This window comes from Corynebacterium sp. NPDC104732 (assembly GCF_055583565.1).
The window spans coordinates 18,518-44,792 of record NZ_JBVJNS010000013.1; the positions used below are offsets into that span (position 1 = coordinate 18,518).

21 protein-coding genes are annotated in these 26,275 nt (G+C 60.1%); all 21 read left to right on the forward strand.

Annotated features, from left to right (window positions below; all coding sequences use genetic code 11):
• Nucleotides 1-54 precede the first annotated feature (54 nt).
• The 21 genes from mraZ to ileS all read left to right on the forward strand — a co-directional run bounded on the left by mraZ (nt 55) and on the right by ileS (nt 25,670).
• Nucleotides 55-486, forward strand: a complete 432-nt coding sequence (mraZ, locus tag ACZ6ZO_RS09685; protein WP_465292239.1) for a division/cell wall cluster transcriptional repressor MraZ — start codon at nt 55-57, stop codon at nt 484-486.
• Between the two features lie 145 nt (nt 487-631).
• Nucleotides 632-1,645 carry a 16S rRNA (cytosine(1402)-N(4))-methyltransferase RsmH gene (gene rsmH / locus ACZ6ZO_RS09690; RefSeq protein WP_465292241.1) on the forward strand — a complete coding sequence of 338 codons (1,014 nt, stop codon included), beginning with the start codon at nt 632-634 and terminating at the stop codon, nt 1,643-1,645.
• On the forward strand, nt 1,646-2,287 hold the full coding sequence (gene ftsL, locus ACZ6ZO_RS09695; RefSeq protein ID WP_182385821.1) for a cell division protein FtsL: 642 nt from the start codon (nt 1,646-1,648) through the stop codon (nt 2,285-2,287).
• 21 nt (nt 2,288-2,308) lie between these two features.
• Nucleotides 2,309-4,372 carry a peptidoglycan D,D-transpeptidase FtsI family protein gene (locus tag ACZ6ZO_RS09700; RefSeq protein ID WP_465292244.1) on the forward strand — a complete coding sequence of 688 codons (2,064 nt, stop codon included), beginning with the start codon at nt 2,309-2,311 and terminating at the stop codon, nt 4,370-4,372.
• A gap of 31 nt (nt 4,373-4,403) precedes the next feature.
• The gene (locus ACZ6ZO_RS09705) at nt 4,404-5,915 is read left to right on the forward strand and encodes a UDP-N-acetylmuramoyl-L-alanyl-D-glutamate--2,6-diaminopimelate ligase (RefSeq protein ID WP_465292246.1); all 1,512 of its coding nucleotides are present in this window, start codon (nt 4,404-4,406) and stop codon (nt 5,913-5,915) included.
• Between the two features lie 3 nt (nt 5,916-5,918).
• Complete coding sequence (locus tag ACZ6ZO_RS09710) at nt 5,919-7,400, forward strand: UDP-N-acetylmuramoyl-tripeptide--D-alanyl-D-alanine ligase (RefSeq protein ID WP_465292248.1); 1,482 nt, start codon at nt 5,919-5,921, stop codon at nt 7,398-7,400.
• 66 nt (nt 7,401-7,466) lie between these two features.
• Nucleotides 7,467-8,567, forward strand: a complete 1,101-nt coding sequence (mraY, locus tag ACZ6ZO_RS09715) for a phospho-N-acetylmuramoyl-pentapeptide-transferase (protein ID WP_465292250.1) — start codon at nt 7,467-7,469, stop codon at nt 8,565-8,567.
• The gene (gene murD, locus ACZ6ZO_RS09720) at nt 8,564-9,976 is read left to right on the forward strand and encodes a UDP-N-acetylmuramoyl-L-alanine--D-glutamate ligase (RefSeq protein WP_465292252.1); all 1,413 of its coding nucleotides are present in this window, start codon (nt 8,564-8,566) and stop codon (nt 9,974-9,976) included. Before mraY ends, murD begins: the two co-directional genes overlap by 4 nt.
• Nucleotides 9,977-9,999: 23 nt before the next feature.
• Entirely contained in the window at nt 10,000-11,475 is a 1,476-nt protein-coding gene (locus ACZ6ZO_RS09725; protein ID WP_465292254.1) for an FtsW/RodA/SpoVE family cell cycle protein, read from the forward strand.
• A 2-nt stretch (nt 11,476-11,477) separates the two neighbouring features.
• Entirely contained in the window at nt 11,478-12,554 is a 1,077-nt protein-coding gene (gene murG, locus ACZ6ZO_RS09730; RefSeq protein WP_465292256.1) for an undecaprenyldiphospho-muramoylpentapeptide beta-N-acetylglucosaminyltransferase, read from the forward strand.
• 79 nt (nt 12,555-12,633) lie between these two features.
• Nucleotides 12,634-14,010, forward strand: a complete 1,377-nt coding sequence (gene murC, locus ACZ6ZO_RS09735; protein ID WP_465292290.1) for a UDP-N-acetylmuramate--L-alanine ligase — start codon at nt 12,634-12,636, stop codon at nt 14,008-14,010.
• Nucleotides 14,011-14,685 carry a cell division protein FtsQ/DivIB gene (locus ACZ6ZO_RS09740; protein ID WP_465292258.1) on the forward strand — a complete coding sequence of 225 codons (675 nt, stop codon included), beginning with the start codon at nt 14,011-14,013 and terminating at the stop codon, nt 14,683-14,685.
• Between the two features lie 209 nt (nt 14,686-14,894).
• A complete protein-coding gene (ftsZ, locus tag ACZ6ZO_RS09745) occupies nt 14,895-16,172 on the forward strand; it encodes a cell division protein FtsZ (protein WP_465292260.1) in 1,278 nt (425 codons plus the stop codon).
• 11 nt (nt 16,173-16,183) lie between these two features.
• A complete protein-coding gene (gene pgeF, locus ACZ6ZO_RS09750; RefSeq protein WP_465292262.1) occupies nt 16,184-16,906 on the forward strand; it encodes a peptidoglycan editing factor PgeF in 723 nt (240 codons plus the stop codon).
• The gene (locus ACZ6ZO_RS09755) at nt 16,903-17,607 is read left to right on the forward strand and encodes a YggS family pyridoxal phosphate-dependent enzyme (RefSeq protein ID WP_465292264.1); all 705 of its coding nucleotides are present in this window, start codon (nt 16,903-16,905) and stop codon (nt 17,605-17,607) included. The genes pgeF and ACZ6ZO_RS09755 overlap by 4 nt, the downstream gene beginning before the upstream one ends.
• A gap of 50 nt (nt 17,608-17,657) precedes the next feature.
• Entirely contained in the window at nt 17,658-18,077 is a 420-nt protein-coding gene (locus ACZ6ZO_RS09760; RefSeq protein WP_182385833.1) for a cell division protein SepF, read from the forward strand.
• 324 nt (nt 18,078-18,401) lie between these two features.
• Nucleotides 18,402-20,540 carry an alpha/beta fold hydrolase gene (locus ACZ6ZO_RS09765; RefSeq protein ID WP_465292266.1) on the forward strand — a complete coding sequence of 713 codons (2,139 nt, stop codon included), beginning with the start codon at nt 18,402-18,404 and terminating at the stop codon, nt 20,538-20,540.
• 10 nt (nt 20,541-20,550) lie between these two features.
• Complete coding sequence (locus ACZ6ZO_RS09770) at nt 20,551-20,835, forward strand: YggT family protein (protein ID WP_182385835.1); 285 nt, start codon at nt 20,551-20,553, stop codon at nt 20,833-20,835.
• 212 nt (nt 20,836-21,047) lie between these two features.
• Nucleotides 21,048-22,058 (forward strand): DivIVA domain-containing protein, encoded by a 1,011-nt coding sequence (locus ACZ6ZO_RS09775; RefSeq protein ID WP_465292269.1) that lies wholly within the window; start codon nt 21,048-21,050, stop codon nt 22,056-22,058.
• A gap of 73 nt (nt 22,059-22,131) precedes the next feature.
• Nucleotides 22,132-22,284: a hypothetical protein gene (locus tag ACZ6ZO_RS09780; RefSeq protein WP_182385837.1), complete on the forward strand. Its 153-nt coding sequence runs from the start codon at nt 22,132-22,134 to the stop codon at nt 22,282-22,284.
• A gap of 257 nt (nt 22,285-22,541) precedes the next feature.
• Complete coding sequence (ileS, locus tag ACZ6ZO_RS09785; RefSeq protein WP_465292271.1) at nt 22,542-25,670, forward strand: isoleucine--tRNA ligase; 3,129 nt, start codon at nt 22,542-22,544, stop codon at nt 25,668-25,670.
• Nucleotides 25,671-26,275: the final 605 nt, after the last annotated feature.

Here is a 26,275-nt window from a genome sequence, read left to right on the forward strand (position 1 = left end):
GACCTCGAGAAAGTTGCATCTCCCAATCGCCAACTAAGGAAGGTAGGTCCGGGAATGTTCCTTGGTACCTACACACCGAAGTTGGATGACAAGGGGCGATTGACGCTTCCGGCGAAGTTCCGCGAGGAGCTGGCTGGTGGTCTCATGGTGACCAAAGGGCAGGATCACAGTTTGGCGATCTACCCCAAGGCGGAGTTTGAGGAACGTGCTCGCAAAGCGGCGCGGGTTTCGCGAACTAATCCTGAGGCTCGCGCGTTTATTCGTAACTTGGCTGCTAGTGCTGACGAGCAACGTCCTGATGGTCAGGGGCGTATCACGCTCTCGGCGGCGCATCGGACGTATGCGGGGCTCACCAAGGAGTGTGTGGTGATTGGGTCGGTTGACTTTCTTGAGATCTGGGATGCCCAAGCGTGGGCTGATTACCAGGCGGAAACTGAAGATTCGTTCTCTTCCGCAGAGGGCGACATCTTGGGGGGACTGCTGTAGAACTCGCGGGTGCGTGTAAGGACTCTGCTTGGGGGTTGATCTGCTCTGGTGTACTTCCCCGACATCAGAGCGATCCCTCCAGGTAGGGCCCTATACGTACCAGCGGACGGTCGATAACGAGAAGCAGTAGGAGGTGTAACAATTCATGGAAAGCTTTGAGATCAAAGACAATCACGGCCATGTGCCAGTGATGCGCGATAGGATGGCCGAATTGTTGCGCCCGGGCGTCGAAAAGCTTGCTGCTCACGCCGTGCTTATCGACGGCACATTAGGTGCCGGAGGCCACACCGAGCATTTTCTTAAGACTTTACCGCAGGTCAGCGTCATCGGGATTGATCGTGATCCCCAGGCCCTAGCCGATGCAACAGAGCGACTCAGCCCATTTAAAGACCGGTTTGTGGGAGTGCAAACGCGGTTTGATGGCCTGGCACAGGCTGTCGATAACGGTGAGGGTGAGATTTTTGAGCGCGCTCGTGAGTATGGAATCGCGGGCGCGTTGTTTGACCTCGGCGTTTCCTCGATGCAGTTAGACCAGGCTGAACGCGGTTTTGCCTACAAAGTAGATGCGCCATTGGACATGCGCATGGATCCGACGAAGGGGATCACCGCGGCGGATGTCCTCAACACATATGACCACGGCCAGCTGGCCCATGTATTGAAGGCATACGGCGACGAGCGATTCGCCGGGAAGATCGCCTCGGCGGTCCTACGAGAGCGCGAAAAGGAACCATTTACCAATTCGGCTCGACTCGTGGAGCTACTGTACGCCACGATTCCAGCGGCCACCCGACGGACCGGCGGGCACCCCGCCAAGCGCACCTTCCAGGCGCTTCGCGTGGAGGTCAACGGCGAACTCGATGCACTGCGGAACGTGATTCCGCAGGTGTGTGACCGGTTAGCGGTAGGCGGTCGGGTGGTGTTCATGAGCTACCAGTCCCTGGAGGACAAGATTGTGAAGAAGGCGCTTGCCGAACTTACCACCTCAAAGACGCCTCCTGGGCTGCCGATGGACCTGCCAGGTACTGCACCTCAGTTCACTCTAGTGACCCGCGGGGCGGAAACCGCGACTGAATCCGAAATTGCCGAAAACCCACGTTCCGCACCGGTTCGAGTGCGGGCCGCCGAACGAATCCAGCGACCTGACGGAGGAGAATTCTAAATGAGTGTCATCACCCCGCCACGCATCCCTAATCGCGCGCAGTCCACGGCACTGCTGGATCGCCCGAGCCGCCCGCTGACGCAGCCAGCTCCCCGCAAATTCCAGCGCAAACTGGGCTCCCAACAGGTCGTTTCTGTTCGAGGGCGTCGGGTAGCTGTAGAAAAGGCGAACCCGCACCGGGTGAACATGGGAATTGCCGTGATTGTCTTCATGTTCCTCACGGTTGCTGCCGCGATGGTGCTGTCGGGTAAGTCGACGGAACAGTCGTTCCAGTTGCAGAAGTTGGTGGCGCAGGAGCAGCAGCTCGATAACCAGCTAGAAACGCTCAACCGTGATGTCGAGCAGGCAAAAGCTGCAGCTGAGGTAGCTCGTGTGGCTGCTGATAACCGGATGGTGGTCGCAGAGCAGCCGGGCATTTTGGCTGTAGAAAAAGATGGATCAGTTTCGGAGCAGCGTCCCAGTAATCCGGAAGCTGTTCGGCCTATTATTGATGTTAACGGTGCTCAAATTCGCCCAGAACAGGCGTCAAGCAACCCGAATGAAACCAAGGCCGTAACCGATACTATTGAAGCCATCCCGCAGAACTCTTCCGTACCAGCGGTAGCGCCTTACGCACCTCGCGCGCGGGGAGCTCAGAACTAAAGGGATGGGGCAAGGAGCTCGATGACCCCGCCTCGAAACGGTCGGTCACATGAACGTGCTACCTCACCCTCCGGCAGAGGGTATTCGTCTCGTGATCTGTCTGCAGACCGGGTAGCTGCGGATGCGCGTCGTGAAGCTGCGGAAAAATCCAATGCACGGCGAAACATCTCCTTCGGCGCAAGCTTTCGCCCGCATCTTCACGACGCCCCGGAGTCCCGCACCCGGCACCGCCTCAGCATCGCACGAGGCACGGCCGTAGTGATCGCCGCGGTGCTAATCGCACGTTTGGGCTGGGTACAGATCGTGTGGGGCCCTGAGTTCCAAGCGAAGGCGGAAGCGCAACGCACGCGTGTCTTCGTCGATCCCGCACGACGTGGCGCAATTACTGATCATGAAGGCGATCTGCTGGCCTACACGATGCAGGCACGTTCGCTGACGGTATCGCCGATTCGACTGCGCCAGGAGCTCCGGGAGCAGGCGCGACAGCAACTCGCCATCGACGGGGAGCTGTCGAAGATCTCGAAAGAGCAGTTAGACGGGGTGCTGAACGACAAGCTGTCGAAGAAGTTCGACCAGATGGCGACCGAGATCCCGAAGATCATCAGCGAGTCTGGGGCGTCGGCATCCAAGGTTAATCCCGACGAGATCAAAGACAAGCTCACAGCGGACACCCATTATGAAGTGCTGGTCCGTAATGTAGACCCGGACGTGGCGGCGCAGATCGCGTCGACGTTCCACGGTGTAGCAGCGGACCACCAGGACATTCGGCAATATCCAAACGGTGCCATCGCGGAAAACATCGTGGGCAAGATTTCCATGGATGGTGAAGGACAGTTTGGGCTGGAAGCAAGCTCTGACGCTTTACTAGCCGGGGTTGATGGGCGTCGAACCCAGGATTACTCAGCGGACGGCCAGGCTATTCCGGGCACGAACCGGGATCAGATTCCGGCTACCGACGGGTCGAAGATCCAGCTCACCCTGGACCTTGATCTACAAACGTATGTGCAGCAGCAGCTGGAGCAGGCCAAGGCGAATTCGAAGGCGAAGGAAGCCTCCGCGGTGGTGCTCGATGCCAAAACCGGTGAGATCCTCGCGATGGCGAACACGGACACGATTGACCCGATGGGGGATATTGCGAAGCAGATTGAGAAAGGCAAGAGCTTCGACAATCCTGCGGTAACGCACCCCTTCGAGCCTGGTTCGGTAGCCAAGATCATCACGGCAGCGGCGGCAATTGAGATGGGCCTGACTACACCGGATGAGGTACTTACGGTCCCCGGATCGATCCACATGTCCGGCGTGACGGTGCGTGACGCGTGGGATCACGGCGATGTTAATTACACCACCACAGGTGTGTTTGGTAAGTCCTCTAACGTCGGAACGCTCATGTTGGCAGACCGCGTTGGGGAGGACGCGTTTGCGGAGTACCTGGAAAAGTTCGGGCTCGGTCGCACAACCGGTGTGGAGCTGCCGAGCGAATCGGAAGGCCTGGTGCCAGCGCGTTCGCAGTGGTCGGGCGGTACTTTTGCGAACCTGCCGATCGGGCAGGGCATGTCGATGACATTGCTGCAGATGACCAGCATTTACCAGACCATGGCAAATGGTGGTGAGCGGATTGAACCGCGCATCGTTAAGCAAGTGACGAACCCGGATGGCTCGGTGCAGGAGCAGCCGGCGCCAGCGCGCACACGTGTGGTCAGTGAACAGACTGCGCGGGTGGTGACCGACATGTTCCGCTCGGTGACGCAAAGCGACCCGACGGGTGTGCAGCAGGGTACTGGTACTGGCGCTGCCATCGAGGGATACCAGGTGTCCGGCAAGACCGGTACTGCGCAGAAGGTTGACCCCGTGACGCAGGCGTATTCCAACAGCAAGTATTGGATCACATTCGCCGGTCTGGCTCCTGCGGATGACCCGCGGTTTGTCATTGGCATCATGCTGGACGAGCCAGAGCGGGGCGTCCACGGAGAAGGCGGCCAGAGCTCCGCCCCGCTATTCCACGACATTGGCTCTTGGCTTCTGAATCGCGACAACGTGCCACTATCCCGGCCAGTCGAAGGTTCACTAATTTTACAGGCAAATTAAAAAGCTTCACTCTTAAAAGGAGAATCCGATCATGTCCATCACAGTGAACGAGTTGGTCACTCTCAGCCAGGGCCGCCTGTGTGGCGACAGCACCCCGAATCTTAGCTTCAGCCACATCACGTTGAACTCCACGGAGCTTAACGATGGATCCCTGTTTGCCGCGCTACCGGGCCTGCATGTGCATGGTGCACAGCATGCGGAAGGAACTCCTGCTGCTGCGATCCTGACGGATGAGGACGGCTACCAAATTCTCCAGGATAAGGGCGAGACTCGTCCGGTGATTGTGGCCCCCGATATTCGTGCGGTGCTGGGTGAAATCAGCGCAGCGGTGTTCGGCCACCCGTCCCATGAACTGCAGGTGTTGGGCGTGACGGGCACGTCAGGGAAAACCACCACGACGTACCTGCTTGAGGCGGGACTCATCGCGGAGGGCCACAAGGTGGGGTTGATCGGAACCACCGGAACACGGATCAATGGGGTGGCAGTGCCCACTAAACTCACGACGCCGGAGGCCCCGAAGCTGCAGGAGCTGTTCCGCATGATGGTGGACGAGGGATGCACGCACGTGGTCATGGAGGTATCCAGCCACGCGATTTCCCTGGGGCGCATCGCCGGCACCCGGTTCGCGGTCGGTGGCTTTACTAACCTGTCGCAAGATCACCTGGACTTCCACAACACGATGGCGGAGTACTTCGAGGCAAAGGCTGGTTTCTTCCGCGTCGGTTCGCCACTGCGGGCTGAGCGGGCGGTGGTCATGGTCGATGACGAGTGGGGTCGCAAGATCGCCGAGATCGCGGGCGCAGGAACGGTGACGGTGTCTGCGACAGGTGACGCGGAGGTGAGCGTCGGCGAGGTGCAGACGAATGCAGCGGGGTTCCAGGAATTTGCCCTGCTTATCGACGGCCAGTCCCACCGTGTCCAGCTCGCCCTACCGGGGCAGTTCAACGTGGCTAACGCCGCGTTGGCCGTGGCGATCGCGGCTACCGCCGGCAGCGATGTGGAAAAATTCAGCGCCGGGATCTCCGAGGTGGGTGTTCCAGGGCGCATGGAGCGCATTGATGAGGGCCAAGACTTCCTCGCCGTGGTGGACTACGCGCACAAGCCCGCTGCCGTAGCAGCGGTGCTGGAGAGCGTGAAAGCCCAAACGAAGGGACGGGTGGGCGTTGTTCTGGGCGCCGGCGGTGATCGAGACGCCACCAAGCGCCCACTGATGGGTGCGGCTGCCGTGAACATCGCTGACTACGTGGTCGTAACTGACGACAACCCTCGCTCTGAAGATCCTGCCCTCATTAGATCCGCCGTGATGGAAGGCGCGAAGAACGCCCTCGTTTCCGTCACCCACAACCCGGTAGTGGAGGAGATCGGCGATCGTGGCCAAGCCATCATCGCGGCCGTGGAATGGGCACAGCCGGGCGACGCCATTATTGTGGCAGGTAAAGGCCATGAAAATGGTCAATTGGTTGCGGGTGTCAACCACCCGTTTGATGATCGGGAACATGTCCGGGACGCGCTGCGTGCCCGGGCGGAACGAAGCGGAGCTTAGCTCATGATTCAGCTCAACGTGACAGAGATAGCACAGGCGGTTGGGGGCACCCTCGCCGGTGGCGTGGATCCAGCAGCGATGGTGACATCCAGCGTGGAATTTGATTCCCGCAAGATCTCACCGGGGTCCTTGTTCGTCGCACTTCCGGGACAGCGGGTGGACGGCCATGACTTCGCCGGCGCCGCCGTTGAGGCGGGCGCGGTGGCCGTACTCGCGGCACACGACGTGGGTGTTCCAGCGATTATCGTGCCAGCGACCGAAGTACCGGCGTCAAACGCCGATGCCTTTGCCATGGCGGGTGACAAGGCCCAAGAAATGGCATCAGTGCTGGCAGCCATGGGTAAACTGGCTCGCCTGGTGATAGATACGTGCGTAGCCGAGCAGCAGCTGACCGTGGTCGGGGTGACCGGTTCGGCAGGTAAAACGTCTACCAAGGATTTGTTGGCTACCGTGCTAGCACGGGCGGGGAAGACTGTCGCACCTCCCGGCTCCTTTAACAACGAAATCGGGCACCCCTACACCGCACTCCGGGTAGACGAGCAGACTAAGTTCTTGGTGTCTGAAATGTCAGCGCGGGGGATCGGGCACATTGCGCATCTGGCAGAGATCGCACCGCCATCCATCGGCGTGGTGTTGAATGTCGGCTCAGCACACCTCGGCGAATTCGGCAGCCGGGAGAACATCGCCCGGGCGAAAGGCGAGCTGGTTGAAGCACTGCCGAAACAAGGCCTCGCGGTGCTCAACGCTGATGACGAGTTCGTCTCGGCCATGGCGTCGCGTACCGCAGCACGGGTAGTGTCCACGTCGGTAAGCGGGCCTGCAGACTTTTATGCCACGGATATTCGCCTGGATGAGGTTGCTCGCGCCAGCTTCCGCCTTCACCACAAGGGCGAGACGCAGTCATACCCGGTCAAACTGCAGGTTTTTGGGGAACACCAAGTCTCCAATGCCCTCGCAGCAGCAGCCGTCGGAGTGGCAGCGGGGCTCAGCACGGCAGAGGTTGCGGATGCGCTGTCCTCTCACCGCAATGCCTCAGCAAACCGCATGGATGTGCGTACCAGGGAAGACGGGGTCACGATCATTAACGATTCGTACAACGCCAACCCAGATTCCATGCGCGCCGGGATCGCTGCTCTCGCGTACACAGCACACGGTCGCGTAGAGTGCACCAGCTGGGCGGTACTCGGCCAGATGGGTGAGCTCGGTGAGGACGCGGTGGCGGAGCACGAAGCTGTGGCAGAGGTATTGGAGAAGATGCGAATTGACCGGCTCGTTGTGGTTGGGGTAGATGTCAACAGTCATGCCTTAGCCACTTCTGCGGAACAACGGGGTATAACTACCATAACTGTTGATTCCGCGGACGCTGCAGTGAATGTGGTCGACCGTGAGCTGCGGCCAGGGGATGTTGTCCTGGTCAAGGCATCAAATTCGGCTCGGTTGTGGCGCGTCGCGGAAGGTCTGCTTGGCACGCCTAACGCTCACTAAGTAGGAACACTCAATTTGCAGCCACCACGTTTGTGGGGGCACGATCCAAGGACAAGTAGAACAATCGTGACTCAGATCATTATTAGCGGAGCAGTGAGCTTTCTCGTTGCTATCTTCATGACTCCGTTGTTGATCCGATACTTCAGCGCCGAGGGCCTAGGCCAAGAGATCCGTGAGGACGGACCCCGTTCGCACATGCGCAAGCGCGGTACCCCAACGATGGGTGGCATCGCAATTTTGACTGGCATCGTGGTCGCCTATCTGTTGGCGAACCTTTATGCTTTTTACACCGGCACACAGGCATTTACTGCGTCCGGCCTCATCGTGCTGTTGCTCACTGTTGCACTGGGCGGGCTCGGTTTCGCCGATGACTACATCAAACTGGCTAAGGGCCGGAACTTGGGGCTGAACAAGACTGCGAAGTTGGTGGGCCAGCTCGTCATCGCGCTTGCTTTTGGGTTTGCTGTGTTGCAGTTCCCGGATGACAACGGCTTAACTCCTGGGTCCACTCATTTGTCCTTCCTTCGTGATATCGACACGTTTGACATCGCCGTCGGTGGCCCCATTATCGGCACGGTCATCTTCTTGGTGTTCATCTATATTCTGATTTCGGCGTGGTCTAATGCGGTGAACCTGACCGATGGGCTGGATGGCCTAGCAGCTGGTACGACCGCGATGGTGATGGGCGCCTACACCGTCATCACGTTCTGGCAGTTCCGTAACTCCTGCGATGTGACGGTGGAACCAGGTTGTTTCGCGGTTCGTGACCCGCTCGACCTTGCGATCCTGGCAGCGGCCGGCCTGGGGGCGTGTACAGGCTTCCTGTGGTGGAATGCCGCCCCGGCAAAGATCTTCATGGGCGACACCGGTTCCTTGGCGCTGGGTGGTTTGGTCGCTGGCCTGTCGGTGGCGTCCCGAACCGAGCTGCTCATGGTGGTCATTGGCGCGCTGTTTGTGATCGAGGCTGCGTCCGTGGTCATTCAGGTGGCCGTGTTCCGTACTCGTGGCACTCGTTTCTTCCGGATGGCTCCGTTCCACCACCACTTCGAAAACGGCGGTTGGGCTGAAACCACAGTGGTGATCCGATTCTGGTTGCTGACGGCCATGGCCTGCATGGCGGGCTTGGCATTGTTCTATGGCGACTGGCTTGCGAACGCGAGGGTATGACCATGACCGTTTTGCCACAGGAAATACAAGGTGAGGTGCTGATCACCGGCGCCGGTGTTTCCGGAGCGGGATGTGCACGGATGCTCGCGGAACTGGGGGTTTCCGTCACCGTTGCTGATGGTGACGAAACCGCCCGGCTGCGGCTGGCGGAGGCCGTGAGCGTCAAACACCTGTGCGTGGCGCAAGCAAGGGCGCGCCTGCGAGACTTTCAGTTGGTGGTGACGTCGCCGGGATGGAACCCGCGTACCGCTGTGCTTGCCGATGCCCACGCTGCCGGGATCCCCGTTATTGGCGATGTCGAGCTAGCTTGGCGCTTGGACCAGGCTGGAGTCTTCGGCGAGCCGCACACCTGGGTTGCTATCACCGGTACCAACGGGAAAACCACCACCACCGCCATGACCACGGCCATGCTACAGGCAGGTGGCCTAGCAGCGGCTTCGGTAGGCAATATCGGGGTGGCCATCGGCGACGCACTTCAGGCCCCGGAGCGTATCGACGTGTTGGTGGCAGAACTATCAAGCTTTCAGCTGCACTGGTCACATTCGCTGCGGCCGGCGGTCGGCTGCGTGCTCAATATTGCCGACGACCACATTGATTGGCACGGCTCCTTCCTGGAATATGCTGGGGCCAAAGCGAAGGCGTTGCTGGCAGAAGTAGCGGTCTTTGGAGCTGATGATCCCGCGGTTGTGGCGCAAGTTCAGCAGCTGGAGGCTTCACGCCAGCTCTCCGATACCCGGAAAGTGGGGTTCACGCTCGGGAAGCCGGGTGCGGACCAGCTGGGGATCGTCGATAAGCAGCTCGTGGACAATGCCTTCGCAGCAGATGAGGTGCTAGCCTCGGCCACCGGAATTTCCCCTGCGGGCCCGGCGGGACAACTCGATGCGCTGGCAGCTGCCGCGATCGCCCGTGCTTTGGGCGTGTCCGGCGAGGCGATTGCCACAGCACTCGCCAATTTCGAGGTGGCCGGTCACCGGGGCCAGATCGTTCATGAGCACGGTGGCGTCACCTTTGTAGACAACTCCAAAGCCACGAACCCGCATGCGGCCGATGCCGCGATGCGCGGTCTGGACAGCATCATTTGGATCGCCGGCGGGCAGCTCAAAGACGCCGACGTCAGCGAACTCGTGCGCACCCATGCTGCGCAGATTAAGCATGCGGTGCTGCTGGGCGTCGATAAGCAGCTGCTTGCCGACGCCCTCCGCGACGTTCGCCCCGACCTACCGATCACCCTGATTCAATCGTCCGACCCTGAGGAAGCAATGACGGACGCAGTGCGTGCCGCAGCCGACACCATGGCCGCTGGCGACGTAGTGTTACTGGCACCAGCTGCTGCATCGCTGGACATGTACACCGGGATGGGACAGCGAGGCGACATGTTCGCTGCCGCCGCCCGCGCGATAGCTTCCTAACGGTCCATCAAAGGAGTGAGACGATGACAGCGCCCGAACAAGCCCCACGTCAAGGCGTGTGGCACAGAGTGACTGGCGTGTGGAGCGATCTCAGTGCGCGCCCCCTAGCGAGCTACACCATGATCATGCTCGCCGTGGGTTTCCTCACCGTGCTGGGCGTGACAATGGTGTTCAGCTCCTCCATGACCTGGTCCGTCATCGACGGTAACTCCGTGTGGGCCACCGCGACCCGCCAGGCCACCATGGTGGTAGCCGGCATCGTGGCGATGTGGATGGCGATGCGAATCCGGCCGGTCACCGTTCGGAGATTCGCCCCTTGGATCATGCTGCTGGCGGTGCTGCTCTTGATCGCGGTGCTCATCCCAGGAATTGGTACCGGCCGAGCAGAAGTGGGATCACAATCGTGGATCGTAGTCGGGCCGATTCGATTGCAGCCTTCGGAGTTCGCCAAGGTGGCGATCGCGATCTGGGGCGCGGCCTTCCTGGGAGTGTCCGACGAACTGATCGCAGCGAACAAACGCTTTGGCGTGTTCACCTTTGTCTCCGCGCTTATGACGCTGCTTATCATCGCGGAAGGCGATATCGGCATGGCCCTCACCTTCCTCGGGACCGTGGGCTTTGTCCTGCTCTTTGCTGGTGTGAGCATCCAGTACGTAGTGGGGGCGGCCGCCCTCGTGATCGTGGGGCTCGTTGGATTGGTGATGCGCGGTGGTTTCCGATCGCAACGCTTCGTGGTCTACTTCGATGCCCTATTTGGTCGCTTTGAAGATACCCGCGCGACGTCGTTCCAGTCCTACCAAGGGTTCCTGTCTCTCGCTGATGGCTCCACCACAGGAGTCGGGGTGGGCCAGTCCCGCGCCAAGTGGTTCTACCTGCCAGAAGCGAAAAACGACTTCATCTTCGCCATCATCGGCGAAGAACTCGGGCTGTGGGGCGGCGCGATGGTGATCCTCGCGTTCCTGTGCCTGGCGTACTTCGGGATGAAGGTAGCCATGAAATCACAAAACAAATTCATGTCGCTGCTCGCTGCGTCCATTAGTGCGGGTGTGGTGGCGCAGGCCTTTATCAACATCGGGTACGTCATTGGGCTGCTGCCCGTGACCGGTATTCAGCTGCCTATGCTCTCGGCCGGTGGTACCTCGGCGATCATCACCCTGGCTTCCATGGGGCTGCTGGCTAGCTGCGCCCGTCACGAACCCGAAGCGATTTCCGCGATGCAGAACTACGGCCGTCCGCTCCTGGACCGGTTACTGCTTTTGAAGGAACCAGACTTGGCCGCGGTGGAAGGCACAACCGGCGTACGTTCGAAGGCGAAATCCGCGCCGCGCCGGGAACCAGTGGTGGGGCGTCCCACTACGCGAAACGAGGCCCGTAACTCAACCGGTGGTAGCGTCGATCACAGAAGCGAGAAGCGTCGGCAGGATCGCCGGCAACAAGCGCGCACACGGCAATATCAGTCGCCTCGTGGCGCGCGCCCAGAGCGCAGGAGGAGTAGCTGATCATGACGCATTCCGAACTTTCCGTAGTTGTTGCCGGTGGCGGTACTGCCGGCCATATCGAACCTGCGCTTGCGGTTGCTGATGCCTTGGTGGCAGAACACGGCGCGCGAGTGGTTGCCCTGGGGACCCCCAAGGGCCTGGAACGGGAACTGGTTCCGGCGCGCGGGTTTGACCTGGAGATGATTCCCCCAGTTCCGGTACCACGCAAACCTAGTCTTGCGCTGGCGAAACTCCCATTTCGTGTGATCAAAGCCGTGCAGCAAACACGTGCGATCTTGAAGAAAGTTGATGCCGATGTAGTGGTAGGTTTCGGCGGCTACGTGTCTGCTCCGGCATATATCGCGGCGAAGCTGAACAAGATTCCATTCGTCATTCATGAAGCCAACGCCCGGGCTGGTATGGCCAACAGACTCGGGGTTCGGCTTGGTGGCATTGGCCTCAACGCTGTGGAAGATTCCGGGATGAAAGGTGAAGTGGTGGGCGTGCCGATCCATGCCGCGCTGACCGAACCACCGAGCTGGGAAAAACGCAATGCGGCCTACGCCAAATGGGGGCTGGATCCGGAAAAGAAAACCTTGCTGGTCACGGGTGGGTCACAGGGGGCGCGGTCGATCAATACCGCACTCAGTGCCTGCGTTCGTGACATTGTCGATGCCGGATTCCAAGTCCTCCACGCCTATGGCAAGAAGAATGCCGCACCCGAGACCTTCCCCGGATATGTGGCCGTGCCGTACATCGAGACGATGGGGCTCGCCTATTCCATTGCGGACTTGGTCGTCAGCCGAGCCGGTGCCATGACGGTAGCGGAGGTAACAGCTGCCGGGATCCCGGCACTGTACGTGCCGTTGCCTCACGGCAACGGTGAACAGGCTCTGAACGCCACTCCCGTGGTTGATGCAGGTGGTGCGCAGCTCATCAATGACACTGAGTTGACCGGAGAACTGCTAAAAGACACCGTCATTGCGTTGCTCCGGGACGATGACTTGCGGTCACACATGGTACGGGCAGCACAGGCCACCGGTTTCGGTGAGGCTGCCACAGCCATCGCGCAAATTGTGGCCGATGTGGCGAAGAAGTAACGAGTAGAAAGCTGACAATCACGTGAACGATGCAATAGATCTGTCTCGGGTTCACCTCATCGGTATCGGCGGCGCCGGAATGTCTGGGCTGGCTCGCATCCTGCTGGACCGCGGGAAGGTAGTCACTGGTTCCGATGCGAAGGATTCTCGTATTATCTTTGCCCTGACGTCCGCGGGGGCCAAGGTGGCCATTGGCCATGCGGCCGACAACCTCCGGTTGGCGGGGGAGCTACCAACCGTGGTGGTCACCTCTTTTGCAGCTATTCCGCAGGATAACCCGGAGCTGGTTGCCGCACGAGAAGCTGGCATTCCGGTGATTCGTCGTTCGGATCTGCTGGCGGAGCTGATGGAAGGCTACCAGCAGGTGCTGTTGGCGGGAACCCACGGCAAGACCTCGACAACGTCGATGTCTGTGGTGGCGATGCAGGCGGCTGGTCTGGATCCTAGTTTCGCAATCGGCGGTCAGCTGAGTAAGTCGGGGACGAATGCTCACCATGGCACGGGAACTGCTTTCGTCGCAGAGGCCGACGAGTCTGACGCGTCGTTGCTGCGCTACCGGCCAACCGTGGCGGTGGTGACGAACATTGAGCCCGATCACCTGGATTTCTTTAAAACTCACGAGGCTTATTTCCAGGTCTTTGATGATTTTGCAGACCGGCTCAGCGATGACGGCACCCTCGTGGTGTGCCTGGATGACGAGCATGCGGCGGCGCTGGGCGAGCGGTCCTTGGCGCGGGGAGTGAATGTGCTTGGTTATGGCACGTCGGAGGCAGTGTCTCGTTATCCGGACATCCCGGTGGGGGTGGAGCTGACGTCACTGCGGGCGACAGATTTTGGTTCCGAAGCTGTGCTGCGGCTTGGTGGTGACGACCTCCCGGTTGATCTGCATATCCCTGGCGCCCATATGGCGTTGAATGCGTCGGCGGCGTTGCTAGCTGGCGTGCTCGTTGGCGGGGAACCGGCCAAACTGGCTGCTGGCCTGAGCGAGTTCACGGGTGTGCGACGTCGTTTTGAGCACCGTGGCACGATCACTGCCGGTGAGTTCGCGGGAGTCCGCGTCTACGATGACTATGCCCACCACCCGACTGAAGTTGAGGCGGTGCTCACGGCGGCGCAGCAGAAGGTGGACGCGGAAGGTAAGGGGCGCGTGGTGGTTGCGTTCCAGCCCCATCTGTATTCCCGCACTATCGAGTTTGCCGCGGAATTTGCCCAGGCTCTCTCCTTGGCGGACGAGGTGCTGGTGCTAGAGATTTACGGTGCCCGTGAACAGCCGGTTCCTGGGGTAACCGGGCAGATCATCGCGGAGAAGGTGACCAAGCCGGTGCGGTACGTGCCAGACTTTGACAAGGTGGCCACGCAGCTTCGTGAGGTGGCCCGCCCGGATGACATCATCTTGACGATAGGGGCTGGCAGCGTCACGATGGCAGCTGGTGAGATCCTGAAAGAGTTGGCGTAAGTGAAAGTAGCGCTGAGTCGCAAGGTCATCTTCGGTGGGGTAGGGGCGGCCGTGCTTCTGGCCGTCGTGGCAGCAGCCGTGCTGCTGTTCGTGCCTACCTTCCAGGTTTCCCGCATCGACGTGACCGGCAATAGTGAAACCGCCGCGGAAGAAGTGGAGTCCGCATCCGGTATTGCGTTGGGTGTGCCGTTGGTGCGGCTGAACCTGCAGCAGGCCGCGGAGGGGGTTGCGCAGCTGCCGTGGGTGGCGAAGGTGAACGTTGAGCGTGATTTTCCGAGTACGGCGCGGATTGTTGTCGAGGAGCGGCAGGCGGTGCTGTTTGCACGGCGTAACGACGGCGAGCACCTTGTCGACGCCACTGGCCGCCCATTCGTGATCCAAACGCCCCCTTCAGGGTGTGTTGAGGTGACCGGGACCAAGGAAGATGACCCGGCCTTGTTTGCTGATGTGGTCACCGCGGTGACCGCCCTGGATCCCGGGGCGCGGGGCCAGTTGGAGCGTGTGGATGCTCCGAGCAAGTTTGAGCTGAAGCTGTTTTTTGCCGGTGGCAAGGAAGTCTATTGGGGTTCCACTGAGCACGCTCATGATAAAGCGAAAGCCACATCCACGGTGTTGCAGCGCGAGGGACAGCGGTGGAACGTCAGTGCGCCTGGCTTGGTTACGCTCATCCCTTAAACTGGCGTGTGGGCGCGCGGGAAAGAGCACGTCAAAACCTTAAACCTTTAGTTTAGGGTCTCGACACGCGGGGAAAATGTCCCCATCTTTTCGCCTAATATGCGTGAAGATGGAAACCACGAACGCTACCCGCAGCGTTGGCGAAAATTTAGCCTATCCACTTTCCATTCCAGGCGAGATCCTCACACTCGAAAGGCGAGACGAAACACATGACCTCTCCGAACAACTACTTGGCCGTAATTAAGGTCGTCGGCGTCGGCGGCGGTGGCGTTAACGCTGTCAATCGCATGATTGAAGAAGGTCTTAAGGGCGTTGAGTTTATCGCCATCAACACGGACTCCCAGGCGCTCATGTTCTCTGATGCGGACGTGAAACTGGACATTGGCCGTGAAGCCACCCGTGGCCTGGGTGCCGGCGCCAACCCAGAGGTCGGTCGCGCCTCCGCTGAGGACCACAAGTCCGAGATTGAAGAGACCCTCAAGGGTGCGGACATGGTCTTCGTTACCGCTGGCGAAGGCGGTGGCACTGGTACGGGTGCTGCGCCGGTCGTTGCGAACATCGCTAAGAAGCAGGGCGCCTTGACCGTTGGCGTCGTTACCCGCCCATTCAAGTTCGAGGGTCAGCGTCGCACGAAGCAGGCGGTGGAAGGCATCGATGCGCTGCGCGAGGTGTGCGACACCCTCATCGTTATTCCAAATGACCGTCTGCTGCAGCTTGGCGACGCCTCCCTGTCCATGATGGATGCGTTCCGTTCCGCCGACGAAGTACTCTACAACGGTGTTCAGGGCATTACCTCCCTCATCACCACCCCAGGCATGATCAACGTCGACTTCGCCGACGTGCGCTCCGTCATGGCCAATGCTGGTTCCGCTCTGATGGGCATCGGTTCCGCACGTGGCGAAAACCGTGCTATTACCGCGGCTGAGCAGGCCATCAACTCGCCTCTGCTCGAATCCACCATGGAAGGCGCAAAGGGCGTGCTGCTCTCCTTCGCCGGTGGTTCTGACCTTGGCCTGCTCGAAGTGAACCAGGCAGCCGAGATGGTCCAGCAGCAGGCAGACCCAGACGTCAACCTGATCTTCGGCACCATCATTGACGACAACCTGGGGGACGAGGTTCGCGTCACCGTCGTCGCCGCTGGTTTCGATGGCGTCGCCAACAACACCGCTCAGAGCGCAGCTGCTGGCGCAGCAGCGCCGGCCCAGCCAACCGCCACCCCAGCGCCTGCCGCGTCCGGTGCCCTGTTCCAGGACAGCGCTCCGGCACTTGACGAGGAGCCAGAGCAGCCGGTGGAGGAGCCAGTGTCCGACTACGAGCGTCGTTCCGATGCGGCACGTCACCGCCTGGACTCCGACCGCCGTGGCCTCTACACGGACTCTCGTGACCGTGGGTATGGGCGTCGTGAAGAGCGCCGTGACCACCGAGACGACCGCCGTGGCCGTCGCGATGACTTCGGTGACGACCTCGACGTGCCGAACTTCTTCTAAACTTAAGGGCTATGGCCCTCAACGATGATTCTCGCCCCGTCCGCAAGGTGTTTACTAACCGCGCGGGCGGGGTTTCGCATGCCCCTTACGACTCCTTTAACCTGGGCGACCATGTTGGGGATGACCCCGCAGCGGTAGCCGCCAACCGCGACCGCCTGGCGTCCGTCATTGGTTTGGCACCTGAACGCTTGGTGTGGATGGAGCAGATCCATTCACCGAACGTCACTGTGGTCAGCGGGCCGGTGGCTGAACCTGTGGAAGCGACGGACGCACTAGTGACAACGCAGCGGGGCCTGGCACTGGTTGTTCTGACGGCGGACTGCGTTCCGGTGCTGCTTTCCGATCACGAAGCCGGCGTCATTGCCGCTGTCCATGCTGGTCGGATGGGGGCGCGCAATGGCATCGTCGCCAAGACGGTGGAAAAGATGGTGGCCCTGGGCGCGGCCCCGGCGCGGATCCATGCACTCATGGGGGCTGCTGCCTCTGGCGAAAACTATGAGGTACCCCGCGCCATGGCGGAGGATGTGGAATCCCGCCTGCCTGGGGCCCTTGTGTGCACCCCACAGGGCACGTGGGGGCTGGACATTCGCGCTGGTCTCATCAGGCAGCTGCTCAGCCTCGGCGTGACTGCCATCGATTCCGATCCGCGCTGCACCGTCGCGGATACCAGCTTCTTTTCCTATCGCAGAGAAGGAACGACCGGTCGCCAGGCAGGTGTGGTGTGGTTGCCATGAGCCGTCTCGACGAACTCTCCAGCAGGCTCGCAGCGGTCCGAGCTGACATCGCCCAGTACGAAGCAGCAGCGGGACGCCCACCAGGTTCCGTGACGCTGCTGCCCGTCACGAAGTTTCATCCGGCCTCAGATATTGAACTCTTGGCTTCGCTGGGGGTCACGGCCGTAGCGGAAAACCGGGAGCAGGAAGCACGCGCGAAAGCGGCCGAGCTGCCCGACGTGGACTTTCACATGATTGGCCAGATCCAGACGAAGAAGGCCAACGCCGTCGCCCGGTGGGCCTCGTGCGTACACTCCGTGGACTCCATCCGCCTGGCCACCGCGCTATCGCACGGCGTGGACCTCGCTATTGACCGCGGGCAGCGCCCCGCCGGCACGCTGCCGTGCTACATCCAACTCAGCATCGACGGCGACACCAGCCGTGGCGGGGCAGTGCACACCGACGTGCCAGCACTTGCCGACGCCATCTCGAACGAGTCGAACCTCGACCTTGCCGGAATCATGTGCGTCCCCCCTCGGGACATGGATCCCACCGCCGCGTTCACGGAAGCCGCCGAGGTGCTGGCACACCTGAGCTCCCAGGTAGGGCGGCCGCTCGGGTTCTCCGCGGGGATGTCTGGTGACATGGCAGCAGCAATTAAGTGTGGTTCCACAGTCGTGCGTGTCGGAACAGCAATACTCGGTGCGCGACCACTAGCGTAAAAAGCACATCACGCTGCACAGCACCCTAATAGCCAGCAAAGGATTAACACATGTCAGGTGTTCAGAAGTTCAAGGAATTCTTCGGCCTCGCACCATTCGAAGGCGAAGACGAAGCGTACTACGCAGATGAGCGTCGTTACGGCGCAGCTCCCGCATATTCCAGCGAAGCAACCGCCCGCGCCTATGAACCAGCGCCTCGCGCCTACGAACCCACCATCGTCCCAGTAGTAATTTCCGAATACTCCGAAGCCACCCTCATTGGCGAACCATTCCGCGATGGTGACGCAGTCGTCTTCGATATCGCGGACATGCCTACCGACGACGCTCGACGCATCGTCGACTTCGCCGCAGGCCTCTGCTTCGCGCTGCGAGGCCGCATGGAAAAGGTGGAATCCCGCGTCTTTGCTGTTATTCCAGAAAACGCACACATCTCTAGCTACGAGCTGAAGCGAGCAGCGCGCCTGGGCTAAGCAGGCTCCAGGTGCGGTGCAGTACTGTTCTTTGAGAGGTACCAAGACCCGATCGGCATTGCCCGGTCGGGTCTTTGCTTATGGGATTTTTGGGGTTTAGGGGTGGGGCAGACGCAGAAACCCGGGTTCGGAAGGAAAACGGCCAAATAGCAACTGTGAAGCTTAAATTTGCGCAGAGATCCGGGGAATGCTTCCCGGGGATTAGAGAGGAGTGCGCTCTAGCAGCCCCGGGATCCGTACGCTGTATTTGCGTTGCCTTAGCCTCCAGCACCTGTGCTACCTTTTTTCTTGAACACTGTTTAAGAAATAGAGAATCGAGCAGCAATGAGCGAACCATACGATGTCCTCATCGTGGGAGCAGGCCTGTCTGGGATTGCGTTGGGGGTGGAACTTGCGAAGGTTCCAGGATTAACGTTTCGGGTCGTCGAGAAGCGGGCGCGCGTGGGCGGTACCTGGGACATCTTTACCTACCCTGGGGTGCGCAGTGACAGTGAAATGGAGTCGTACCGGTTTTCGTTCGAGCCGTGGCGGGGCACTACGCCACTGGGTAAAGGTGCGGAAATCAGGGATTACCTTGAGAATGTGGCCACCAAACATGGCGTGGCTCAGCACATTGACTTTGGCGTAGCTGTCACCGCTGCGAACTGGAACAGTGAGCAGCAGGTATGGTGCGTCACCACGAACAGCGGGGAATATCAGGCACGCTACCTGCATATCGCCGGCGGGTACTACAACCATGAACACGGCCACCTACCCACGTGGGAGGGGGAATTCGGCGGTGAGCTGATCACTCCGCACCACTGGCCGGAGAACCTCGATTACCAGGGGAAAAACATCGTGGTCGTGGGGTCGGGGGCGACGGCCGCGACGCTGGTCCCTGAACTGGCGAAAACCGCGCAGGTGACCATGCTGCAACGATCGCCGAGTCATATGGCCCCCATGCCCAACCACACGATGAAGTTGCCGGATAACCTCAATCGGTTGCGCGCAGTAGCCACAAACCAGCTCATCATCGCGATGGCGCGCCACATGCCGAAGCTGCTGAACAAGGCGCTGGACGTGCGGCGCAGTCGGATCCTGCCGCCGGAGCAGCGCGCACATTTCCGTCCTAACTACCCTGTGTGGGACCAGCGCGTGTGTCGCATCCCGGACGGGGATTTGTTCCATGCCATTGCCGACGGCGCGGTGCGCGTGATTACCGATCGGATCGCGCGGCTAACCCCCACGGGCATCGCGCTGGAAAGTGGAAGGGAGCTTAACGCGGACATCATCGTCGCTGCCACAGGTTTGGAACTGCAGGCGATGGGTGGCGTAGAGATCATTGTCGACGGCGCCGCAGTAGCAGTGGGGGAGACCGCCGCGTATCGGGGTGCGATGCTGAAAGGCGTGCCAAATTTCAGCTTCACCATCGGGTACGTCAACGAATCCTTCACGCTCCGCGCCGAGCTGGTTGCCCAGTTTGTGTGGGGTGTGCTGGAACGGATGCGCGCCAGCGGCGCTCAGGTGGTTACCCCGACGGGAGAGGTGAGGGGCACAAAGGGGCGCATCATTGACCTGAATGCTGGCTACGTGAATCGCGGTATCCACCAGTTCCCATACGTCACGGATACCGAGCCGTGGGCGCTGCACAACAGGCACTTCACTGAGGCCCGTAGCTTCCGTACCTGCGACTACACCGGTCTTGACTTTGGTGACACCACCCTGGCAGGCATCCGAGCACGCGTGCGTGGCACGGGCGAAACAGTCGTGTTGCTGCACGGCATTGGGCGCGGGCTCGAAGACTACGACGCCCTGTCCATCCCCGGCGTGCGAACCATCGCGCTAGACATCCCGGGTTTCGGAACCACCCCCGGCCTCACCCGCCCCACCATGGCCGGGCTTACCGACGCCCTCTGGCGCGCACTCGATGGCGAAGACAACGTCACGTTGGTTGGAAACTCTTTGGGTGGGGCATTGGCTATGCGCATGGCGCTCGCGCACCCGGAACGCGTTTCAAAGGTCGTGCTGCTCGCACCAAGCGGGTTTAGTACTGACATCACGTCCTCGGTAAAAATAGCCGCCTCCCCGCTGGGTAAGGGCTTCCTCCGGCTCGCCACAGGTCCGTTGCTGACCAAGATAGAGCACGCCGTGGTTGCCGATCCGGCATTGGTTACCGAGGACACATTACGTGTCGCCCAGCGCACGGTCCGGAACCGCGATTATGTACGGACTTTTGTGGCCTTGTCCCGAGAACTTGTAGGGGTGCAGGAAAGTGAGCGACTGGACGTCGTTAAGGCATATGCCCGCCTTGGCCTACCGACTCGCATCGGATGGGGAACAGCAGACACCATTTTGCCCGTTGGACACGCGGAGACCGCGCGGACGATCCTGCCAGGGGCAGACATCAGGATTTTTGAAGGTGCCGGACACATTTTGCAACGGGAACGGCCAGCCGAAGTATCCGAGCTCATCCGTATGCCGTAGTGTCATGGGGGTGACTAGCATTACCTACATCTTGGCGCTCCTGCTGAAAATCTATTTGGATCTGCTCATCGTCCGCATCGTGATTGAGATGATCCAATCGTTTTCGCGCCAGTTCCGTCCTCCGCGCTGGTTCGCACTGATCGCAGAACCAATCTTTATGGTCACGGATCCGCCGGTGAAAGCCGTCCGGAAGCTGGTACCCCCAATCCAAATGGGGGGAGTGGCCATGGATGTATCGATTCTGCTGCTGTTTTTGATCATTCAGGTGTTGCTGTTCATTGTCTTATCGATATAGTGCAGCACAAGAGTCGTGCCCAGCTCCGACTAAATGTAAACTTAAGAGTTGATTTCTATTCAAGCGGGAAAGAAAAAAGCCGGGAAACCGAGCGTTTGCTACCCATTGTTTGAGAGAATTAACTACACTGTAAAGAAATTTGCTGTGGGGAATGCCCACAGCGTGCCTCCAAAACCTTGGGGGCTGCAAAAGTATCGCGAAGGGAACCGTCAATGCCGCTGACTCCAGCTGACGTGCACAATGTTGCTTTTAGCAAGCCTCCAATTGGTAAGCGTGGCTACAACGAGGATGAGGTGGATCAGTTCCTCGACCTCGTCGAGGACACGCTGGCACAGCTCCAGGAGGAGAACGAAGAGCTCCGCAACCAGGTAGAAAACTCTTCTGGCGTGGCTCCAGTAGCAGCGCCAGCCAACAACGTTGACGTTGCGGCTATCGAGAAGAAGGCAGCAGCTGACGCTGAAGCTAAGGTCCGTGCTGAGTACGACAAGAAGCTGGCTGACGCAGAGGCCGTTTCCCGCAAGGCTCAGGAAGAGCTGAAGAAGGCTCAGGACGACGCCCGCAAGGCTCGCGAAGAAGCCGCAGCCGCGAAGGAAGAAGCAAAGAAGGCAGCAGCTTCCAAGCCAGCTTCCGCTGCCCCTGCTGCAGCCGCCGCCGTCGCGGCCCCAGCTGCTGTGGCAGCATCCGGCGACGCAACTGCAGACACCCACATGCAGGCAGCCCGTGTCCTCGGCCTAGCCCAGGAAATGTCCGACCGTCTCACCGGCGAAGCTCGTGCAGAGTCCAAGGCGATGCTCGACGAGGCACGCGCCGCCGCCGAAAAGACCATCAACGATGCAAACTCCGCATCCGCCGCAACTCTCTCCGAGGCGCGCGCCAAGGCAGACAAGCTCACCTCCGAAGCTGATGAGCAGGCAAAGGCAATGATCGCCGACGCCACCCAGCGCTCCGAGGCAATGCTCGCTGAGGCAACCACCAAGTCCGAAACTCAAATCAAGCAGGCTGAGGATAAGGCGAACGCCCTGCAGGCAGACGCAGAGCGCAAGCACACCGAGATCATGGCTACCGTCAAGCAGCAGCAGTCTGTGCTGGAAGGCCGCATCTCTGAACTGCGTACCTTCGAACGCGAGTACCGTACCCGCATGAAGACCCTGCTCGAGACCCAGCTCGAAGAACTCGTCTCCCGCGGTCCGGCTGCACCATCTGGTACCCCAGAGAACCAGTAATTGAAGCGTCAACTCCCTCTTGTCTTACACTTGGCAAGGGGGAGTTTTTGCGTTTCACTTGGAAAGGGTCCCGATGACCGTCTTAACCCTAATCTTGGCGCTGGCCGCGTTTGCAGCTTTCGTCGCCGGCGCAGCCACAGGCGACGTGATGTGGTACATGCTTGTGGTCATTTTTGCGATTACCGGGCTCATCGTGTGGGTAATGGATTTGCGCTCCAAGAAGTAGCGGAGGGGAGCGACTGCGCACCCATAGCGTGCGTAAGCTATACTGATACGCAACGTAAGCACTGATCCGGCTATCACCGGGGAGCTTTCCGGAAGAACAGCCTGGAAAAGGCCTATTAGACCCGGACGGGTGGGACCGTGACACACCTTCTAGACCAATGAAGCGGGGCCGTGAGAAACGGCCCAAGCGGGGTGGTACCGCGTCCTCATCGGGCGTCCCGGCAGCAACGAAAAACGATGTAGCTGCTAGGAGTACCTATGAACAACACGGGCCGTGTGTACCCACGGGAGGACCTCTCGGGTGGGTCGTCCAAGTTCCCAGAGATGGAACGCAACGTCCTTGAATTCTGGTCAAAGGACAAGACTTTTCAGGCATCGCTGGATAACCGCGAGCACAACCAAGAATACGTCTTTTACGACGGCCCTCCGTTCGCCAATGGTTTGCCACACTACGGCCACCTGCTGACCGGTTACGTGAAGGACATCATCCCTCGTTACCAGACGATGCGTGGCAAGAAGGTTGCCCGCGTGTTCGGCTGGGACTGTCACGGCCTGCCAGCGGAGCTCGAGGCGGAAAAGCAGCTCGGCATCAAGACTGGTGAAATCGAAGGCATGGGCCTGGCCAAGTTCAACGATTACTGCGCCACCTCCGTGCTCAAGTACACCGAGGAGTGGAAAGAGTACGTTACTCGCCAAGCCCGGTGGGTGGACTTCGACAACGGCTACAAGACCATGGACCTGGACTTCATGGAGTCCGTCATGTGGGCGTTCAAGGAACTCTACGATAAAGGCTTGATCTACCAGGGCTTCCGGGTGCTGCCGTACTCTTGGGCAGAGCAGACGCCACTGTCCAACCAGGAAACCCGCTTGGATGACTCGTACAAAATGCGGCAGGATCCGACGCTGACGGTGACGTTCCCGGTCGTCGGTAAGCGCGGCGGTGACGTACCCGCAGAACTCCAGGGCGTGAAGATCTTGGCCTGGACCACCACGCCATGGACCCTGCCTTCCAACTTGGCGCTCGCTGTCCACCCTGAGGTCGAGTACGTGGTGGTGCAGGCCGAGGACGGAGAGAAGTATCTGCTCGCGGAGGCTCTCGTTGGTACGTACGCGAAGGAACTGGGCGATTACGCTACCGTTCACACTGTGAAGGGCGCGGAACTGGAAGGCCTGGAGTACACCCCGCTGTTCGACTTCTTCAAGGACGCCCCGAACGCGTTCCAGGTCATCGTGGCGGACTACGTCACCACCGAGGACGGCACAGGTATCGTCCACCAGGCACCTGCCTTCGGTGAAGACGATATGTTTGCGTGTGCCGAATACGGCATCGATCCCGTTATCCCAGTCGGCATGGACGGCAAGTTCACCTCACTGGTGGCCCCTTACGAAGGTCAGCTGGTCTTTGATGCGAACAAGCAGATCATCAAGGACCTGAAAGCCACCGGTCGTGTCGTGCGCCAGCAGACGATCGAGCACTCTTACCCGCACTCCTGGCGCTCCGGCGAGCCACTGATCTACATGGCACTGCCATCGTGGTTCGTGGCTGTGACTAAGTTCCGCGACCGCATGGTCGAGCTGAACAAGGAAGGCATCGACTGGATGCCTGCTCACATCCGCGACGGCCAGTTCGGTAAGTGGCTGGAAGGCGCCCGCGACTGGAACATCTCCCGTAACCGCTACTGGGGCTCCCCAATTCCGGTCTGGATTTCTGACGATGAGAAGTATCCACGTGTGGATGTCTACGGATCCTTGGATGAGCTGGAGCGCGACTTCGGCGTGCGCCCAACCTCCCTGCACCGTCCGTACATCGACGAACTGACCCGCCCGAATCCGGATGATCCGACCGGCAAGTCCATGATGCGCCGCGTGCCAGAGGTCCTCGACTGCTGGTTCGAATCCGGCTCCATGCCGTTCGCCCAGAAGCACTACCCGTTCGAGAACAAGGACTGGTTTGATACGCACTCGCCCGCGGACTTCATCGTGGAGTATTCCGGCCAGACCCGCGGTTGGTTCTACACCCTCCACGTGCTGGCTACGGCGCTGTTTGACCGCCCGGCGTTTAAAAAGGTTGTGGCTCACGGCATCGTTCTCGGCGATGACGGCCTTAAGATGTCCAAGTCCAAGGGCAACTACCCGAACGTCAACGAGGTGTTCGACCGCGACGGTTCCGATGCCATGCGTTGGTTCCTGATGTCCTCCCCAATCCTGCGTGGTGGCAATCTGATCGTCACAGAACAGGGCATTCGCGAGGGCGTACGCCAGGCTCTGCTGCCAATGTGGAACGCATACAGCTTCCTGCAGCTGTATGCTTCCAAGCCTGCCGAGTTCTCCACTGACGCCACGGATGTGCTGGACCGCTACATCCTGGCCAAGACCCACAATTTGGTTGCCGACGTGCAAAAAGCGCTGGACAACACCGACATCGCGAGTGCCTGTGACCTGGTGCGCACGTTCTGCGACGTGCTGACCAACTGGTACGTGCGCCGTTCCCGTGACCGGTTCTGGGCGGGCGACGAGCAGTACCCGGAGGCCTTCAACACGCTGTACACCGTGCTGCATACCCTGACCCGCGTGGCTGCTCCATTGCTGCCGATGGCAACCGAGGTGATCTACAAGGGCCTGACAGGGGAACGCTCTGTCCACCTGGCGGACTTCCCGGTGGCTGCGGACTACCCAGCGGACGATGCCCTTGTCGAGGCAATGGATGGCGTCCGCGGAGTGTGCTCGGCGGCGTCCTCGGTGCGTAAGGCAAACAAGCTGCGCAACCGCCTGCCGCTGCCTCAGCTCACCGTGGCGCTGCCTGGTTCCGAGCGCTTGGCCGAGTTCGCCCCGATCATCCGCGACGAGGTCAACGTCAAGAACGTTGTGCTCTCCGACGATGTAGATGCGGTCGGACGCTTCGAGGTCGTGGTGAATGCTAAGGTCGCAGGCCCTCGCCTGGGACGCGACGTCCAGCACGCCATCAAGGCAGTGAAGGCGGGGAACTACACCCGCAACGGTGACACCGTGCTCGCCGATGGCATTGAGCTTCACGACGGCGAATTCACCGAACGCCTCGTCGCCGCTAACCCCGATTCCACCGCACAGGTGGTGGGCTTCGGCGGCCTGGTGTCCTTGGACATGACCGTCACCGAGGAACTGGAAGCCGAAGGCTGGGCAGCCGACGTGATCCGTGGCCTGCAGGATGCGCGCAAGGCAGCTGACTTTGATGTCACGGACCGCATTCAGGTGGTGCTGTCTGTTCCTGCTGAGAAGGAAGAGTGGGCACGTCGCCACGCTGATCACATCGCGGCGGAAGTGCTAGCCACCTCCTTTGAGGTCGCCACTTCTCCGGTGGAGGGCACTGAGGTGCTCAAGGGCGTAGTGGCTCAGGTGGCTAAGGCCTAGCCACTGTTAAAAAGGGGCAAAAAGTGTGTCTAGCTTCCGTGATGGAGCAAGGTCAGGACATGTAAATTACTGGTGTATATTGCTTCGGGTCGTATAGACGCACAACCCTTGATCAATACTGTGATTGATACCGCACCTGTGCTAGCAGGTGCGGTTTCGTGTCTCCGGTGACCCGGAACCATATCATTTACTAGACGCAACAATGCCCGGCCGACGGGGACAGAATTCTTGCTCTTTAACCCTTAAGGCGAGCGTCATCTATAACCATTGTCTACCAAGCGGCCCTATGCGATGTAGTGCCCTCTTTCACCCTGAGATGGAACACGTGGACGTTATCTCAATCCACGAGCAACGCAACGTCGGAATACAAAAACACCATCGGATAGAAGCGATGTCGACCCGACACACTTTTGCTACCCAACCCTAAAGGATTGTTTTGGGCGCTTTTTGCAGCTGGAGTCCCACTTTGGCTAAGTAGAACGCGATGCAGCTCTCCACCACCATGCTTGGTCCCCAGGCCAAAACTTCCAGAAATAAGTTCCACCCAGTCTGGGAAGTGATGATGTAATAGGCAACCCAGAACGTCGCGTCTATCGCCAACGCAA